This window comes from Kiloniella majae (genome assembly GCF_002118315.1).
Classification (GTDB): domain Bacteria; phylum Pseudomonadota; class Alphaproteobacteria; order Kiloniellales; family Kiloniellaceae; genus Kiloniella; species Kiloniella majae.
Map to the genome: position 1 here is coordinate 132629 of NZ_MTSZ01000003.1, position 17124 is coordinate 149752.

Genomic DNA, 17124 nt, shown 5'->3' on the forward strand with positions numbered 1-17124 from the left:
AGTTGTGTGACCACGAAGTAGAAGTGTTGGCGATTACGCGGGCAAACCTTTATTTTAATTTTGATCGGGGGCTAAAAGTTTTTGCCCCTGAATTTCTTTTAAGGCTTCTGCTTCGGGAATTTCCTTAATTGCGTGATAGCTGCGGATGACGGATGTCGTGCCATAAGCTTTAAAATAACGCGCTTCTCCGGGTTTTAAGAGTATCAAAATAGGGTTCTCTATATCAGATGATATTTTGATCTCATAATTGCCGGGTTGAGCATCACGGTAATGAACCTGATTGATTTTAGCTGTTCCGACAGACTTTCCGTTCACAAGGAATTCTGGCTCGATGGCTGCGAGAAAAGGGACCTGAGAGCGATAAAAATATATGCGAGAATTTTCTGGTGAAATTGCGGGTAGGCTGCCAGTTATTGGTTTTGCTTGCTTATTCGCTCCACAGGCAGCGAGGAGCATTAGAGTAGCGAAAATTACAAACGTTTTTGTGAATGAGGGCACAGGGTTAACCTTTATATGAAATTCGCTTCTATCCTAAATCACTTTTCAAAAAATGCCAAAGGTGGTTTGTCGTGCGCAATAGCATATGTTGCGCTGCAAAATAATGCTTGTTTGCAGGTGCGAAACAACGTAATTTTTGTGAAGTTATCCAAAGACTGATTTTTGAGAAAGAATAATACAAATCTCAAGGTTATATAAATAATAATAAACTGAAAAAATAGACCTGCGGCGAAGGGAAGAGCTTATGTTCGGGCAACAAGGGTATTATATCGAAGATCTGAATGAGGGAATGGAAGCATCATTCTCCAAGACAGTTACCGAAGCTGATATTGTTTTGTTTGCGGGTGTATCTGGCGATACCAATCCAGTTCATATTGATGAAGAGGCCGCAAAGCAGAGCGTTTTTGAAGGACGTATTGCTCATGGTATGCTCACGGCGTCTTATCTGTCGACTGTTTTGGGAACCAGATTACCGGGACCGGGGTGCATTTATCTCTCTCAATCTCTCAGATTTAAGGGGCCTGTTCGTATTGGTGATACTGTCACGGCTATTGTGCGGGTGAAAGAAATAATGGCGTCGAAAAAACGCGTGATTCTAGAGACACTTTGCCAGGTCAGAGGGAAAGATGTCCTGGATGGTGAAGCAATCGTAATGGTGTCTTCGCGGGATCAATAAGATCGTTGTTGCCAAATCTTTTGATAAAAAAGCTATAAGGCTGTTTTCAAGTAGCCTTTGACCTAGTATTCATAGGCCTTTCGGACACATTCGTGGTGCGGTTGTCCATACCTACAACCCATCAAGAGTCTTTTCCGTCTGCAGTATGGAATATTTCTGGAGCTTAAGGGCTGAAGGCCTAGGTTAATAAATGGCAGTTTTTCATAATTTTACCAATCTTTCGGATGACGCACGGGGAGCCGTCGTTGCTATTGGCAACTTTGATGGTGTTCACCTAGGGCATCAGGCCGTGATTCGTCAGGCAAGAGTGATTGCGGAAAAGTTGAATCGCCCTTTGGCTGTCTTAACCTTTGAACCTCATCCCCGATCACTGTTTAAACCTGACCAACCTTGTTTTCGATTGACGCCAATGATTGCGAAAGCCCATGCCTTGAAAAAGGTCGGTGTGGATCATGTTTATATTCAGGATTTCACTCTTGATTTTGCCAAGCAGTCAGCTGAATCGTTTGTTCTAGAGACCTTGGTACGAGACCTCGGTGCGAAGCATTTGGTTATGGGCGGTGATTTTTGTTTTGGTAAAGATCGTCAGGGCAATGCAACCCTGCTTGAAGCCATGGGGAGAGAACATGGTTTTGGTGTGACGGCTGCGACACTGGTTGAAGACCAAAACGATGTCGTGTTGTCATCATCGCGCATTCGGGAATATCTCAAAGTGGGCAAACCAGCGGATGCGGCAAGAATTCTTGGTCGCTATTGGGAAATTGACGGCACTGTATTACATGGATTTAAGCGCGGAAGAACAATTGGCTTTCCGACCGCGAATCTATCCATGGAAAATTATCTCATTCCCAGTCTTGGTGTTTATGCTGTACGTGTTGCCAAGGCCGGGGTTGAAGGTTTTGGATTAACCCATTGGTACAATGGTGTAGCAAATATTGGCGCCCGCCCGACAATGGATGGCGAGGGTGTAAACCTAGAAGTTTTTATCTTTGATTTTGACGAAGATATTTATGATATGGACCTTCGGGTGCAAATCGTGGAATATCTGCGCCCTGAAAAGAAATTTGATGGCCTGACGGCTTTGACTGAACAGATCAAAAAAGACAGTGACCAAGCACGTAAGCTGTTACTGGAATTATCTGATCACCCAATTGACCCCGTTGTTTCGACAACAGACCAACAACAAGTATAATTGTTAAATACGGAAGAGTGGCTCCATGAGCACGGACTATAAAGATACTGTTTTTCTCCCCAAGACTGATTTCCCTATGCGCGCTGGCTTGCCTAAAAAAGAGCCTGAGATTTTGCAGCGTTGGTCAGATATTGGGCTGTTTGAAAAACTGCGTGCGCAAAGCAAAGGTCGTGAAAAATTCACTCTTCACGATGGCCCTCCCTATGCCAACGGTCATCTTCATATGGGGCACGCCCTCAATAAAGTCTTGAAAGATGTAATTAATCGGTCCCAACAGATGTTGGGGAAAGATGCACACTATGTGCCGGGTTGGGATTGCCACGGCCTGCCAATTGAATGGAAAGTTGAAGAAGGCTATCGCGAACGCGGTCAGGATAAAGACGAAGTTCCTGTTGTTGAGTTCCGTAGGGAATGTCGCGAGTTTGCCGACAAGTGGATCAAGATTCAAATCGAAGAATTCAAACGTCTCGGTATCGAAGCCGATTGGGAGCAACCTTATAAAACCATGAACTACCAATCAGAATCTCTGATTGTTAAGGAAATGGGTAAGTTCTTGATGAACAAAGGTCTCTATATGGGGACGAAGGCTGTTCTGTGGTCTGTTGTTGAAAAAACTGCTCTGGCGGATGCTGAAGTCGAATATCACGAATTGAAGTCGCCAACCATTTGGGTGCGGTTCCCCATTGCCAGCAGTAATGACAAACTGCTTGAAGGGGCATCAATCATCATCTGGACAACGACACCATGGACAATTCCTGCAAATAGGGCTGTGGCCTGCGGTGACGAGTTTGAGTATGTCGTTTACGAGGTTACCGAACTGGGTGAAAACAGCATCGCCAAAGTTGGCGAGCGCTTGGTTCTGAATCGGGAACTGGCTGAGCAGGTTAAGATTGATGCCAAGATTGAAGCATGGACCGAAGTTGGCACCGTTTCTGACCTCTCAGATGTTAAGGTCAAGCATCCACTTAACGGTCTGGATGGTGCTGATGGCGGCTATGATTACGAAGTGCCTTTGCTGAACGCAGACTTTGTTACGAATGACGCTGGTACAGGATTTGTTCATATCGCGCCAAGTCATGGTGCGGACGATAATGAGCTTGGTCGACAACAGGGACTGGAAGTCCCGATGATGATTGACGAAGCTGGCGTTTATTATGATCACGTTCCATTCTTTGCCGGTGCCTGTGTTTATACACAGGAAGGCAAGGCTGGTGATGCTAATGGCCGTGTGATCAAAGCTTTGATCGAATCTGGTTCTTTGCTGGCCAAAGGATCAATGCGTCATAGCTATCCGCATTCCTGGCGTTCCAAAGCACCATTGGTCTTCCGTGCTACGCCTCAGTGGTTTATTTCAATGGAAACCAATGAGCTGAGAGATAAAGCACTTAAAGCTATTGATGATACGCGGTTTATTCCTGAAAAAGGATCTACTCGTCTTTACAAGATGATTGAAGGTCGCCCGGATTGGTGTGTGTCTCGTCAACGGGTCTGGGGTGTTCCACTACCAATCTTTATGGAAAAGAAAACAGGTGAACCCCTACGTGATCAAAAGGTTCTTGATCGTATCGTTGATGCTTTTGAAAAAGAAGGTGGTGATGCCTGGTTCAACAGTCCACCCGCACGCTTTCTTGGCAACGAATATAACCCGGATGATTACGAGCAAATCCAGGACGTCATCGAGGTTTGGTTTGATTCAGGATCAACTCATAGCTTTGTTCTGGAAGCACGTCCGGAGTTGAAATGGCCAGCTGATCTCTATCTGGAAGGATCAGATCAGCATCGTGGCTGGTTCCATACATCGCTGCTGGAGTCTGCCGGTACACGTGGCCGTGCACCCTATGATGCTGTCCTAACCCATGGCTTTGTGCTTGATAACAAAGGCCGTAAGATGTCCAAGTCTTTGGGCAACATTACGGCCCCAGCAGAAATCAATGCCAAATACGGTGCTGATATCTTGCGTCTTTGGGTGGTTGCTTCTGACTATTCTCAAGATCTGCGTGTTGGCGATGAAATCCTGAAGTATCAGGCAGATGCCTATCGTCGTTTAAGAAACACACTCCGTTTCCTACTGGGAAGTCTTGATGGCTTTAGCGATGCTGAGCGGTTGCCTGTTGAAGAAATGCCAGAGCTTGAGAAATGGGTTCTGCATCGTCTGACTGAGTTGGATACTATCGTTCGCAAGTCCTGTGACGATTATGATTATCACGCGATGTTCCAGGCTCTGCACAACTTCTGTGCGCTTGATCTTTCTGCGTTCTATCTCGATATCCGCAAAGATACACTCTATTGCGATGGTAAAGATACACTGGAACGCCGTGCATGCCGGACCGTTATTGATACGCTGTTTGATGCTTTGACGGCATGGTTGGCACCAATTTTGTGCTTTACGACAGAAGAAGCATGGTTGGCGCGCGGCAAAACAGATGAAGCTGAATCTGTGCATTTGCGTACTTTCCCTGAAATTCCTGCGGGCTGGAAAAATGATACTCTGGCTGAGCGTTGGGACAATGTGCGTGAAGTTCGTCGTGTAGTGACCGGGGCAATCGAAGTTTTGAGAGCCGAGAAGAAAATCGGTTCTAGCCTTCAGGCACGTCCGGCAGTTTATATCAATCGTCCAGAGCTACTTTCTGCTATCGGCGATCTTGATATGGCTGATATCTGTATTACCTCTCAGATTGAGTTGGTCGAAGCTGATGCGCCGCAGGAAGCTTATCGTCTGAATGATGTGGATGGCGTCGGCGTTGTTGTTGATGGTGCCGAAGGTGACAAGTGTGAACGTTGCTGGAAAGTATTACCTGACGTGGGAAGCCATCCGAATGCGGAAGGTACCTGTAGCCGGTGTGCCAGTGTTCTTGCTGAGAATGTTCTGGGTGCATCTTCATAAAGCAAAGGTGATTTGGTGATGATACTCCGGGCTTTGATGCTGGCACTGTTGATCGCTGGAATAGATCAAGCCAGTAAGTGGTATGTACTACTGGAAGTGATGAACCCACCCCAAGTTATCGAGGTCACAAGTTTTTTTGACCTCGTTCTGGCCTATAACACCGGGGTCAGCTTCGGTTTGTTTGGTAGCGATTCAGAGTGGCGGCCTTTCTTGTTGGCGGGGGTTGCTATTGCCATCGTGATTGCATTGTTTGTCTGGCTCTACAAGGAACCGGGTAAAATGATCGCTGTCTCTGTCGGGCTGATTAGTGGTGGTGCAATCGGCAACGTGATTGATCGATTTATCCATATTGGCGTGGTTGATTTTCTGAGTTTCAGTATCTCATTCTTGCCGTGGCGGATATTTAACCCCTGGCCTGCATTTAACCTCGCAGACAGCTTTATTTTTATCGGGGTGATGGTTTTACTCTATGACGGCTTGTTCTTGACGCAATCTAAGGGTAATAAGTAGGGACCTTGAAAAAGGATGCGGATCGAAAGCATGAAAAATATCAAGTTTTTTGGGTTGATTGTTCTCACCCTGGCCATCACAGGATGTAGTGATGGATTGAAAGAACAGATTGGACTAGGAAAGCGTGCCCCCGACGAATTTAAAGTCGTGTCCCGAGCACCTCTTAGTCTTCCTCCGGATTATAACCTTGCACCACCTCGCCCGGGTGCACTTCGTCCTCAAGAGGGCTCTGCCCAAGGGCAGGCAAAGCGTGCCGTCTTTAATCTTGATGGAACAGCTGGACCACAGAAGAGTACTTCTCTGGAACAAGCCGGACGTAGTGATGGTGAAATGGCTCTACTTGAATCTGCGGGTGCAGATGAAGCGCCTGATGATATTCGCTTACTTATTGATCGCGAGACCCGTCAGCTTAATTCTGAAAGCGAACGCGTTGTTGATACGTTGATTTTCTGGAAAGATCAGCCTAGACCTAACAGCGTTGTTGACCCAGTTAAAGAAGCCAAGCGTATTCAGGAAAATGCTGCTCTTGGTACGCGTGGTAAAGGCGAAACGGAAAGTATTATTATTGAACGTGAGGCACCACTTGAAGGGGTTTTTGATAACATATTCTAGTGTTGTTGCGACTTCAGTTGACAAGAAAAAGCTCCGATGAAATCGGAGCTTTTTTTGTTTCATTGAATACATTGTTATAAACTGGCTTTGTTGCCCTAGTTTTGCCAGATTAATAAGTCATCTATGCCATTAACTGATCGTATTCTCTATCACTTGTGATTATGTTCAATGCAATTTCCTAAAACGGCCTGACTGTTCAATCATATGCTTACCAGATTTCATTATATCGTTTCTTTCAAAATTATTGTTTGCAGCTTTACCCTGTTTTTCTCGTCTGCTCAGGGAGCTGTCTTTAATCCAGAAATTTTTAAGTTGGATAACGGACTTGAGGTTGTTGTCATTCCCAATCACAGGGCCCCAATTGTGACGCAGATGCTGTGGTATAAAGTTGGCGCGGCGGATGAAGATGTTGGTGAATCAGGTAATGCTCATTTCCTGGAACATCTTATGTTCAAAGGAACTGAACGTTTCAAGTCTGGTGAATTTTCAGCACTGGTGGCCAAGAATGGTGGACAGGAAAATGCTTTCACATCCTGGGATTATACAGCCTATCATCAGACAGTAGCCAAGGATCGTCTTGAGATGGTGATGGAACTGGAAGCTGATAGAATGACAGGACTTGTTCTTGATGATGAAAAAGTCTTGCCGGAACGCGAAGTTGTTCGAGAAGAAAGACGCAGCCGTGTGGGGAATAGTCCCGGGGCACAACTAGGCGAAGTCATGCGGGCAAGCCAGTTTCTTAATCATCCTTACCGTATTCCAATTATCGGTTGGGATCATGAAATTGAGGAATTGAATACGGAAACGGCACTTTCGTTTTATAGAAAGTGGTATGCGCCCAACAATGCGGTTCTGATTATTTCAGGTGATGTAACCACTGATGAAATAAAACCTCTTGCCGAAAAGTATTTTGGCGTTATTCCCAAACGGGATGTGCCTGAGCGAAAAAGGATCTCGGAGCCGCCGCAAAATGCAGCTCGACGCGTTATCAAAGAAAGTCATTTGGTTACAAATCCATCCGTTACGATCAGATATCTTGCGCCGAGTTATCGAACCGCTGAAAAAAATGATGCCTATGCTCTTCAGATCTTGGATGAGATTATTGGCTCCGGAGCAACCAGCAAGCTTTACAAGAAGTTGGTTATTGAAGAGAAACTAGCAGCATCTGTCGGCACTTCCTATAGTCCAAATGCGTATGATTTGAGTACCTTTACACTCTATATCTCTCCACGCCCGGGCGTGGAGATTGATGTAGCTGAAAAACGGTTACGTGAAGAGCTTTCCAATTTGGTAGAGCTGGGTGTGACAGAGGATGAGGTTAACAAGGCTAAAACTCGTATGGTGGACGCAGCTGTTTTTGCGCGCGATTCACTTTCGGCGGCACCTAATGTAATAGGGCGTACTTTGACAACAGGCGGAACTGTTGCAGACATTGAGGCTTGGCCTGAACGGATTTCTGCTGTTACACCTGAACATATTAATGGTTTGTTGAATGAAATTTTCATTGAAAACCAATCTGTTACCGGGATTTTGTTGCCTGCAGAGGAGTCAAAACAATGAGATCTTCTGTAAAACTTGGAATTGCTGCTGCTCTATCTATTTTGTTGAGCTTTTATAACCTCTCTTTGGCCTTTGCTGTTGATATCACAGAGGTTACAAGTCCTGGCGGTATCAAGGCTTGGCTTATCGAAGATCGTAGTAATCCGATTATCTCTATGAAATTCGCTTTCTCAGGGGGCTCATCTGTTGATCCCAACGGTAAAGAAGGTTTAGCCAATCTTGTGGCGGCAACAATCGATGAGGGAGCGGGAGACCTTGGTTCACAAGCTTTTCAAGCCAAACTGAATGATTTGTCGATTTCACTTGGCTTTGATGCAGGACGTGAATTTTTTAGCGGTGAGCTTGTTACACTGAAAAAAAATAAGGCGACAGCATTTAAATTACTTAACCTGTCTCTGACATCCCCAAGGTTTGATGAGGAGCCTGTTGAGCGTATTCGAACGCAAATCACGCTCGTTCTACAACAGCGACAGGATGACCCAGGATACAAGGCTCAAGCGACGTTACGTGACCTTTATTATCCTAGTCACGTTTACGGACGTCCAAATGACGGTACGCCAGAGAGCCTCAAAAAAATAGCAGTTCCAGATATGAAAAATTATCTGAGAGAGAATATCGCACGAGCTAACCTGACGGTAGCTGTTGTTGGTGATATTGATGCCGAGGAACTCGGGAGCCTTTTGGATCAGGCTTTTGACGGAATTGCTCAGAAGGTGAAGTTATTTAGCATTCCAGAGGCGAAGCCCGCGATTAAAGGTGGCACCATCATTTTGGATGAAGACATTCCACAGAGTGAAGTCTTAATGGCACAAGCTGGCATTGCTCGTGATGATCCGGATTATTACGCAGCTTTTATTGTGAATCATATTTTGGGGGGCGGTAGTTTTTCGTCACGTCTTTATCAGGAAGTTCGGGAGAAAAGAGGATTGGCCTATTCAGTAGGGAGTTATCTTTCTTTGTTGGATCAAGCGCCCCTACTTATGGCGTCGGTTGCCACGCAGAATGAGCGAGTGGCCGAAACGGTCCGTATCATGAAAGAACAATGGTCCTTAATGGCAGAAGAAGGGCCAGGTGAAGAAGAACTTAGAGATGCCAAAACCTATTTAACAGGTTCGTTCCCTCTTAGTTTTACCAGCACGGGACGGGTTGCAAATATTCTTTTGGCCATGCAGTTGAATGATCTCGGAATTGATTATCTTGATCGGCGAAATGAATATCTGGAATCCGTATCTCTGGCCGATGCAAAGCGCGCCGCAAAAAGGCTTTTCGATACAGATGCACTTACCGTCGTTATTGCTGGCCGTCCTGAAGGTATTGAGCAACAAACACCGTTAACAACAGCCCCGTAAAGGTTCTTTTTGGGGCAAAAGGTCAATAGTTACGTTTTCAAAAGATGAAAGCTTTCGTAGTCAGTTACAAATCGGTAATACTACAGGCTTATTTGTAGATAGATAAAAGAGACTATGTCTTATACGCATGATGCAGAATTTTGCCTTGCCAGAACACTTGGTGAGGGTGGCTTGGAACAGCAAATTTTTGAAGAGCAACTTCAAGGCTGCAAAGCCAGTCTGGCCCGTCTTAAAGATGATAAAGACAATGGGCGGTTGCCATTCCTGACGGTTCCTTACGAACGCGATGATCTCGTCGCCTGTCAAACGGTTGTCTCTTCCTATCGCGATAACTGCGATGATGTCATTGTGCTCGGGACTGGTGGTTCTTCGCTGGGTGGGCGGACACTTTATGGTCTGGCGACCAGCGCGTTTGGACCGATTAATGGCGGCCCTCACCTTCATTTCATTGATAATATCGATCCGCACAGTTTTGATGTTCTGCTGAAGCATCTGGATATTTCCCGTACCGGATTGATTGTTGTGTCTAAATCCGGATCAACTGCGGAAACAGTTTCCCAGTTCATGGCTTTATTGCCGATATTCCAGAAAGAGTATGGCCCGGATAAGCTATCAGAGCGAGTGACTGTTATCACTGAACCTCGTCCGAACCCGCTCAGAAAGCTTGCCAGAGATCTGGGACTGGAATGCCTTGATCAAAACCCGTTAATTGGCGGACGGTTTTGTATTCTAACCTTGGTCGGCTTACTTCCGGCAATGATTGCTGGGCTGGATGCTGCAGCTTTAAGAGATGGTGCCCGGAAAGTCGTGGATCAGGCTTTTTCTGATACTTATATGGAAGATATTCCGGCGGCTGTTGGAGCTGCGATTGCAACGGGGTTACAGCGTCAGCGGGGTATTCGCCAAACTGTTATCATGCCTTACGAGGACAGGCTTGCAGATCTTGGGCTCTGGTATAATCAGTTATGGGCCGAAAGCTTGGGCAAAGAGGGTAAGGGAACAACACCAATCCGCGCTCTTGGAACTGTGGATCAACATAGCCAGCTGCAACTATATTTGGATGGTCCTCAGGACAAGATGTTCACCATGATTTATCATGATGCCAAGGGAATGGGGCTACCTGTTGATTCTGTGCTGCCAAAAGGTGAAGATTCGCTGAGTTATCTCCGGGGGCGGACGCTTGGTGATTTGCTTACGGTGTCTGCTGAGGCAACCACGCAGACCTTGGCAAAAAATGGTCGCCCAGTGAGAAAGTTTTTGCTGGATAAAATTGATGAAGAAACCTTGGGTGCCTTGACCATGCACTTTATGTTGGAAACTGTTATCACAGCCGATCTTCTTGGAGTGAATCCTTATGATCAACCTGCTGTTGAACAAGGAAAAGTTCTTGCTCGCCGCATGCTAAAAGATCTTTAATCAGGAGCCTTTTCAGTGCTTATTCGCCGTTTACCTAACACCCTTGTTAATCAGATTGCTGCTGGTGAGGTTATCGAGCGTCCTGCCGCGGCAATTAAAGAGTTGGTTGAGAACGCACTGGATGCAGGATCACGCAACATTGATGTGGTGATGCGCGATGGTGGGCGAAGTTATATTTCGGTTACGGATGATGGCTGTGGGATGAGCTGTGAAGGGCTTGGCATTTGTATCGAGCGTCATGCAACCTCAAAGCTTCCCAGTGATGATCTTGTTCATATTAAAACGCTGGGGTTTCGGGGCGAGGCCCTTCCGTCAATCGGTGCGGTTGCTCGCCTGCAAATCACCAGTCGTGAAGCTGGTGCCGAGGATGCCTGGACAATTAAGGTCGAAGGCGGTGTTGTTATAGATCCGCAGCCTGCAGCGTGTAACGCCGGGACGCGGGTCGAAATCAGAGATCTGTTTTTTGCAACGCCTGCCCGGTTGAAGTTCCTAAAAGCAGCGCGAACAGAAGTCAGTCATGCCGAAGATGTCTTGAAACGTTTGGCAATGGCCAATCCGGAAGTGGGCTTTTCGCTGTCGGATGAAAAAAGAACCATTCTTCGATTACCAGCCAGTAGTGGTGATTTGTTCGAAGTCAGGTTGAAGCGTCTTTCATCCGTCATGGCGCGTGAATTCGAAGAAAACGCGCTGCCTATTGAAGCTGAACGTGAATATCTGAAACTCTCTGGTTATATCGGATTACCGACCCTTAATCGTGGGAATGCACAGCACCAATATCTATTTGTGAATGGTCGCCCGGTAAAGGATCGGCTGTTACAGGGTGCCGTTAGAGGCGCGTATCAGGACTTTTTGGCACGAGATCGTCACCCTCTTCTTGCTTTGTTTCTGGACCTGCCGCCTGAAATGGTCGATGTGAACGTACATCCGGCCAAGACGGAAGTTCGTTTCCGGGATGCTGCCTTGGTGCGCGGCCTGATTGTTGGCGCCTGTAAACACGCACTTGCCGAGGCAGGGCATCGGGCTTCAACATCTGTCGGGAATGCGGCTTTGGGAATGCTGGAAGCTGCGCGGGCAAGGGGTGAACAAGGTGGGGGATATGCGTCCCCACGCCCCAGCACCGACTATACGTGGCAATCCAAACCTTCAGTTAATTACCCCTCAGGACGGTTGTCTGATGCTGTTATGGATTACCATGCGCCACTGTCAGATGGGCAGACGGGGGCAACGCAATCTGCTTTACCAGGGGCAGAAGACTTTATTCCGCAAGCAAGACAGGAACATTTCCCGCCGGGGCTTTCTGAAGGACCAACGGCATGGAACGGGGAAATTGCGGTATCTCAAGGTTATACTACTGATGTTGATAATTTTGACCATGCATCTCACCCTCTGGGGGCTGCACGGGCACAATTTCACGAAAATTACATTATAACGCAGACTGCGGATGGAATTGTCGTTGTTGATCAGCATGCCGCCCATGAAAGGCTGGTTCTTGAGAAAATGAAAGCGCAGATGGCGGAGCAGGGGGTTAAAACCCAGATGTTGCTTTTGCCGGAAGTTGTCGAACTGGATGAAGATGCGGCTCACAGATTGGTCAAACGAGCCGATGAGTTATCAGAATTAGGACTGGTACTTGAAGGTTTCGGTGCCGGCGCTGTTGTCGTTCGAGAGGTTCCTGCAATCCTTGGAGAGCGCGCCAATGCAGCGGCATTAGTGACTGATCTTGCCGATGAACTTGCTGAGTTAGGGGAAACCCTTGCGCTGAAAGAGCAAATTGAACGGGTTTTGGGGACTATGGCATGCCATGGTTCCGTCCGGTCGGGGCGTCGCCTCAATGGGGAAGAGATGAATGCTCTACTGCGGCAGATGGAAGTTACTCCGCATTCCGGGCAATGTAATCATGGACGTCCGACCTATATTGAATTGAAGCTCGCTGATATAGAAAAACTCTTTTCCAGAAGGTAATCGTTCCTATTTATAAGCTGTACTCTTTTTACGTCTTAATCGTTTGAGTGTTGACTACTGGGAAGTATTCAAAGGCTTTTCAGGAACAAATTGCGTCAGGAGAATCTTTTGAGTTTTGACTTTTTAAGCCTGAAACCTGCCACCCGATTCTTCCATGCCTTTAGTGACGATTATTATCAGGAAGTTCCCGATGACTGGTGGGTAATTGTCACGGATGTTGTCAGTTCTACCAAAGCTATAGAAGCCGGGCGCTATAAAGATATCAATATGCTGGGGGCTGCCTGTATTACGGTAGTTTTTAATACAGTTGGTGGGGCGACAATTCCCTTCGTCTTTGGGGGCGATGGTGCATCCTTTCTGTGCTCGTCTAATGATCGTGAAGCGTTGATTGATGAATTGCTTGCGGTCAAAAGCTTTGGTCAGGACTTTTATGATCTTGAATTAAGAGTTGGGTGTGTGCCTGTTTCACAGATCAAAGAATGTGGCAAAAGTATTCAAGTTGCTCGATTAGAGCTATCACCCGGCAATAGCCTCGCATTATTCAATGGTGGTGGATTAGCCTTGGCCGATTCCATTATAAAGGCGGATAAAACTGGAGAGTTTTGCAAGCTGCATGCTGTCACACGGTTACCTAATCTGGAGGGGCTCTCCTGTCACTGGCAGCCTTTGAAATCGGTTAATGGGCAGATCATTACATTGTTGGTACATGCGATTCATGATCACGAATATCCACGTATCGTTGATAATATAGAACAAATTCTGAACAGGGAAAATTCAGATACAAATCCTGTGAAAATTCAACATATGAAACTTAGAGGGCTTTTTGAGAACTTTTTTTTGGAAAAATTTGCTGCAAGTAAGGGAAGAGGAACTCACATCTGGCCTTCTCTGAAGAGTCTCTTTCAAAAGATTTATTTGCGGGGGGCTCATTTTATGAATTTAAAGTCAGGCCCTTATCAACCGGAAACCTATCTCACAGAGTTACGCAATAATTCTGATTTCAGGAAGTTTGATGATATGGTGCGGATGGTTTTAGATTGCGATTTACAGGTTATCCAAGAACTCCATATGTACCTGGAGCGTGAACAGGCCGAAGGCAAAATAGCCTATGGCACACATGTTTCTGACGAAGCATTGATGACTTGCCTGTTGCTCGATTTACATTGTGCGCAACATATCCACTTTATTGACGGAGCCGATGGTGGTTACGCAATGGCTGCAAAAAGCCTGAAAGCTCAGATGGCGCAATAATTATAAATCCTCTAGAAGCTTTCGTGATGAATTGAAGCTAAAGCCCTTTTTTAACTATCCTTTTATGTGCCGCCGTCTAATTGATGAGCGGTCATTTTTTATGAAAGGATGAGTTGCTTGGTAGAAGTAAAAGAAAGTGATCGTGAAAGGCATGAGAGAATTCTCTATCCGCAAAAAACTGAACAGGAAGGGATGTTTGATCAAATCGGTCGTGGCCTGAAAACACACTTGAAAATTCTTTTTCCCATTTTAAATGAAAATCCAACAGAACATGAACAGCACGAGTTTGAGACTGAACTAGATGCGTCTTTGGATCATTGGGGAATTAATCCAGAGATCCCCGGGATAAAAGATCCGAATACAGGCCCTTTGGTTTTTATGTTCCTAAAGGAAATGGAAAAGTTTCCTCACATGTCTGCCCCAGAGAGAGATGAGTTTTTTGGCAGCTTAGATAAGTTTGGAAAGCTTCCCGGACAAGGCGCAATTGCTCAAACAATTCGGCTGAAAAGCCAAAGAATTGAGCGCAAGGGTGACGAAGCTATTAAATTTCCACGAACCATGACGGACACAGAACTTCTGGACGAAATAAAAAATAATTATGATCGGATCGATCAAACAAAACAGCTCATGGATTTATTGGAATTTAAACCAAAGAAATCTAAATCCAAAGCAAGTAAACCTAGAACACTTAAATCTAAGAGTATATATGGAGTTGGTAAAGAAATAGCCGAGAAAATGGCTGTTGTTAATTTGAATAGAGAAAATAAAGCAAATGAGCGTCTTTTTGAAGAGTTAAACAGGAGGCCGTCGCTGAATTTTGGTGATGAAGAGGCTCGAATCTTAAAGCAATCATCATTCCGATAATCAGATATGCCAAGTCAGTTATGTCTTTTCTACTCTCAAGAAAAAGAAAATTCTGGCTTTGCCGTATTTTCGGTTATCGACCTCTTCAAAATCTGGCGGGGCGGCGATGTTTTCTTTGGCATCACACTCGGCAACGATCAGGGCCGTTTTTGCAATCCAGCCCGCTTTGTCCAGTGCGGTGATTGCAGGTTCGGTCAGATCCTGATTGTAGGGGGCATCCATAAGAACAAGAGAACAGGCTTCTCGAGCCTTCGGAGGGATTAGGGCATCGCCTTGAAGAACCTGGGTGGTCTGTTGTTCTTTCAGGTTTTTTATATTGTCCCGGAGAGCTGCGAGGCTGTCCGGGGCTTTTTCCATAAAGGTAACTTTTTGTGCGCCTCTTGAGATAGCTTCAAGACCCAAGGCACCTGTGCCGGCAAACACGTCCAGAACATGGCAGCCAATAAGTAGTGACTTTGTCCCGGTAGGCAGCAGGCCATTACTGACATCGCCCTGCAAAAGGATGTTAAAGAGCGATTCGCGTGTTCGATCAAGCGTTGGGCGCGCTGTTTGCCCTGCTGGACAGGATAAAGATCGTCCTCTGTGTTTGCCTCCGACAATCCTCATGCCAATATCATTACCTGAATGTCATTATTTAAACGCGTTTGCCTCGTGAGCCTGACGCGGGTTTTCCACGGGAAGGGCCTGTCTTTTTACCTGTTGGCTTAGTAGATGCCTTATCCGCAGGTTTTCGGCCAGCTCTACCTTGTGGCTTCTTCCCTGATGGACCTTGTTTACTCGTTTTGTCTTTTGGTGCACTTGCTTTGCCCTCAAGACCAAACTGATCCTGGATAAGCTTGGCAGGTAGCTCGACAATATCGCCCGGCTCAATTTCACCAAGCTGGAAAGGACCATAGGAAACTCTGATCAATCTGTTTACGATCAGGCCAAGGTGTTCACAAACACGACGAATCTCACGGTTTTTTCCCTCTTTCAAAGACATTAACATCCAGGCATTGGTCTTGGCTTGATGAGAAATACTGGCTTCGATAGGGGCGTAGTGAACGCCATCGATTGTAATACCTTCTGCAAGGGTTTTGATATGCCTTTCATCGACTTGACCATGTACCCTGACACGGTAGCGACGAGTCCAGCCTGTGGCTGGTAATTCCATTTTACGCTTCAGGCCACCATCATTGGTAAAAAGCAGTAAACCTTCCGAGTTATAATCCAGCCGTCCAACGGGCTGAAGACGCGGAAGATCTTTGGGAAGATGGTCAAAAACAGTGTCCCGACCTTCGGGGTCGCGTGCAGCTGTTATTTGTCCCTTTGGTTTGTGGTATTTCCACAGGCGGGGACGTTCCGGCAAAGGAAGTGGTTCGCCATTGACTTCGATGGCATTGTCCGGACCTACAACAATCGCTGGTGTTTCCAGTACTTTACCATCAAGTTTGACACGACCCTCTGCAATCCAGCGTTCTGCATCGCGTCTGGAACAGAGCCCTGCACGTGCGATCACCTTTGCAATTCGTTCTTTCTTATCCGAAAGTTCGATTGTCTCAACAGCAGGTTTCGCCTCTTGCTGTGTACTTTTCCCAGAAGGCTTTCCTTTGTAGGGGCGATTAACTCCCTTACCCTTAAAAGCATTTCCTTTGGTACCAGGACCTTTGGAATCTGGGCGGGATTTCTGGCGATTTAGTCGTGTCGATTTTGAGTTTGTCATGGCCGGAATGTATGCTCGACTTTCGCTTCTGTCTACTGTGAATAAAACAAACGTCCTATGCAATTGTGATCTTTGGGGTAATCTCTCGCTCTTCTGCTTGACCAATCCATGATTTCACAAGAGAGTCCCTTGCTATGGACAAGAAAAAGAAATCTCAGGTTTGCAAAAAGCCGGGCGAAGCTATGGCGCTTGCTTTGACGGAAGCAAAAAAGGCGGCCGAGGCTGGTGAAGTGCCCGTTGGTGCTGTAATTGTGGATCGTGATAGCGGGCAGGTATTGGCCCAAGCACATAATCGTGTGGAACGGGATCATGACCCGACTGCGCACGCTGAAGTTTTGGCCATCAGGGCTGTTGGAGGGCAACAAAGCAGTGCCCGTCTTGAAAACTGTGATCTCTACGTTACGCTAGAACCATGCCCCATGTGCGCGACAGCGATTTCTTTTGCCCGTATCCAACGAGTTTACTACGGTGCTTATGACCCTAAAGGTGGCGGCGTGGATCATGGTCCCAGAGTTTATGAGCACTCAACCTGTCACCATGTACCCGAAGTATACGGGGGGATTGGTGAAAAAGAATGCGCAGAAATACTCAAGGCTTTTTTCCAGAAGCGCCGATAGATTATCAATCTTTATGTATTTTTTTGAGGTG

General features: G+C 46.3%; 15 protein-coding genes. 12 read left to right on the forward strand and 3 right to left on the reverse strand.

Going from position 1 to position 17124, the window contains the following annotated elements; translation table 11 throughout:
- Window positions 1-54 precede the first annotated feature (54 nt).
- Window positions 55-498, reverse strand: a complete 444-nt coding sequence (locus BKB51_RS10185) for a DUF2846 domain-containing protein (RefSeq protein ID WP_125911819.1) — start codon at window positions 496-498, stop codon at window positions 55-57.
- A gap of 244 nt (window positions 499-742) precedes the next feature.
- On the opposite strand from BKB51_RS10185, the gene BKB51_RS10190 reads away from it, so the two are divergent.
- From BKB51_RS10190 to BKB51_RS10240, 11 genes are all read left to right on the forward strand, one after another.
- Window positions 743-1174: a MaoC family dehydratase gene (locus tag BKB51_RS10190; protein WP_085900997.1), complete on the forward strand. Its 432-nt coding sequence runs from the start codon at window positions 743-745 to the stop codon at window positions 1172-1174.
- Window positions 1175-1364: 190 nt separating this feature from the next.
- Window positions 1365-2366: a bifunctional riboflavin kinase/FAD synthetase gene (locus tag BKB51_RS10195; RefSeq protein WP_085900998.1), complete on the forward strand. Its 1002-nt coding sequence runs from the start codon at window positions 1365-1367 to the stop codon at window positions 2364-2366.
- Between the two features lie 25 nt (window positions 2367-2391).
- On the forward strand, window positions 2392-5250 hold the full coding sequence (gene ileS, locus BKB51_RS10200) for an isoleucine--tRNA ligase (RefSeq protein ID WP_085900999.1): 2859 nt from the start codon (window positions 2392-2394) through the stop codon (window positions 5248-5250).
- Between the two features lie 18 nt (window positions 5251-5268).
- Window positions 5269-5760, forward strand: a complete 492-nt coding sequence (gene lspA, locus BKB51_RS10205) for a signal peptidase II (protein ID WP_085901000.1) — start codon at window positions 5269-5271, stop codon at window positions 5758-5760.
- A 30-nt stretch (window positions 5761-5790) separates the two neighbouring features.
- Window positions 5791-6372, forward strand: a complete 582-nt coding sequence (locus BKB51_RS10210) for a DUF3035 domain-containing protein (RefSeq protein WP_158090202.1) — start codon at window positions 5791-5793, stop codon at window positions 6370-6372.
- Between the two features lie 204 nt (window positions 6373-6576).
- Window positions 6577-7932: a M16 family metallopeptidase gene (locus tag BKB51_RS10215; protein ID WP_085901002.1), complete on the forward strand. Its 1356-nt coding sequence runs from the start codon at window positions 6577-6579 to the stop codon at window positions 7930-7932.
- A complete protein-coding gene (locus BKB51_RS10220; protein ID WP_085901003.1) occupies window positions 7929-9281 on the forward strand; it encodes a M16 family metallopeptidase in 1353 nt (450 codons plus the stop codon). Before BKB51_RS10215 ends, BKB51_RS10220 begins: the two co-directional genes overlap by 4 nt.
- A gap of 114 nt (window positions 9282-9395) precedes the next feature.
- Entirely contained in the window at window positions 9396-10697 is a 1302-nt protein-coding gene (locus tag BKB51_RS10225; protein ID WP_085901004.1) for a hypothetical protein, read from the forward strand.
- Window positions 10698-10712: 15 nt separating this feature from the next.
- Window positions 10713-12659: a DNA mismatch repair endonuclease MutL gene (mutL, locus tag BKB51_RS10230; RefSeq protein ID WP_085901005.1), complete on the forward strand. Its 1947-nt coding sequence runs from the start codon at window positions 10713-10715 to the stop codon at window positions 12657-12659.
- Window positions 12660-12767: 108 nt separating this feature from the next.
- The gene (locus tag BKB51_RS10235) at window positions 12768-13910 is read left to right on the forward strand and encodes a DUF3095 domain-containing protein (RefSeq protein WP_158090203.1); all 1143 of its coding nucleotides are present in this window, start codon (window positions 12768-12770) and stop codon (window positions 13908-13910) included.
- A gap of 117 nt (window positions 13911-14027) precedes the next feature.
- The gene (locus BKB51_RS10240) at window positions 14028-14774 is read left to right on the forward strand and encodes a hypothetical protein (protein ID WP_085901007.1); all 747 of its coding nucleotides are present in this window, start codon (window positions 14028-14030) and stop codon (window positions 14772-14774) included.
- A gap of 18 nt (window positions 14775-14792) precedes the next feature.
- On the opposite strand, the gene rsmD is transcribed toward BKB51_RS10240, so the two are convergent.
- Both rsmD and BKB51_RS10250 read right to left on the reverse strand, forming a co-directional pair.
- On the reverse strand, window positions 14793-15380 hold the full coding sequence (rsmD, locus tag BKB51_RS10245; protein WP_085901008.1) for a 16S rRNA (guanine(966)-N(2))-methyltransferase RsmD: 588 nt from the start codon (window positions 15378-15380) through the stop codon (window positions 14793-14795).
- Window positions 15381-15408: 28 nt separating this feature from the next.
- Window positions 15409-16476 (reverse strand): pseudouridine synthase, encoded by a 1068-nt coding sequence (locus BKB51_RS10250; protein WP_085901009.1) that lies wholly within the window; start codon window positions 16474-16476, stop codon window positions 15409-15411.
- Window positions 16477-16610: 134 nt separating this feature from the next.
- Here BKB51_RS10250 and BKB51_RS10255 point away from each other — a divergent pair, with 134 nt between their 5' ends.
- Window positions 16611-17093 (forward strand): nucleoside deaminase, encoded by a 483-nt coding sequence (locus tag BKB51_RS10255; protein WP_198946700.1) that lies wholly within the window; start codon window positions 16611-16613, stop codon window positions 17091-17093.
- Window positions 17094-17124 lie beyond the last annotated feature (31 nt).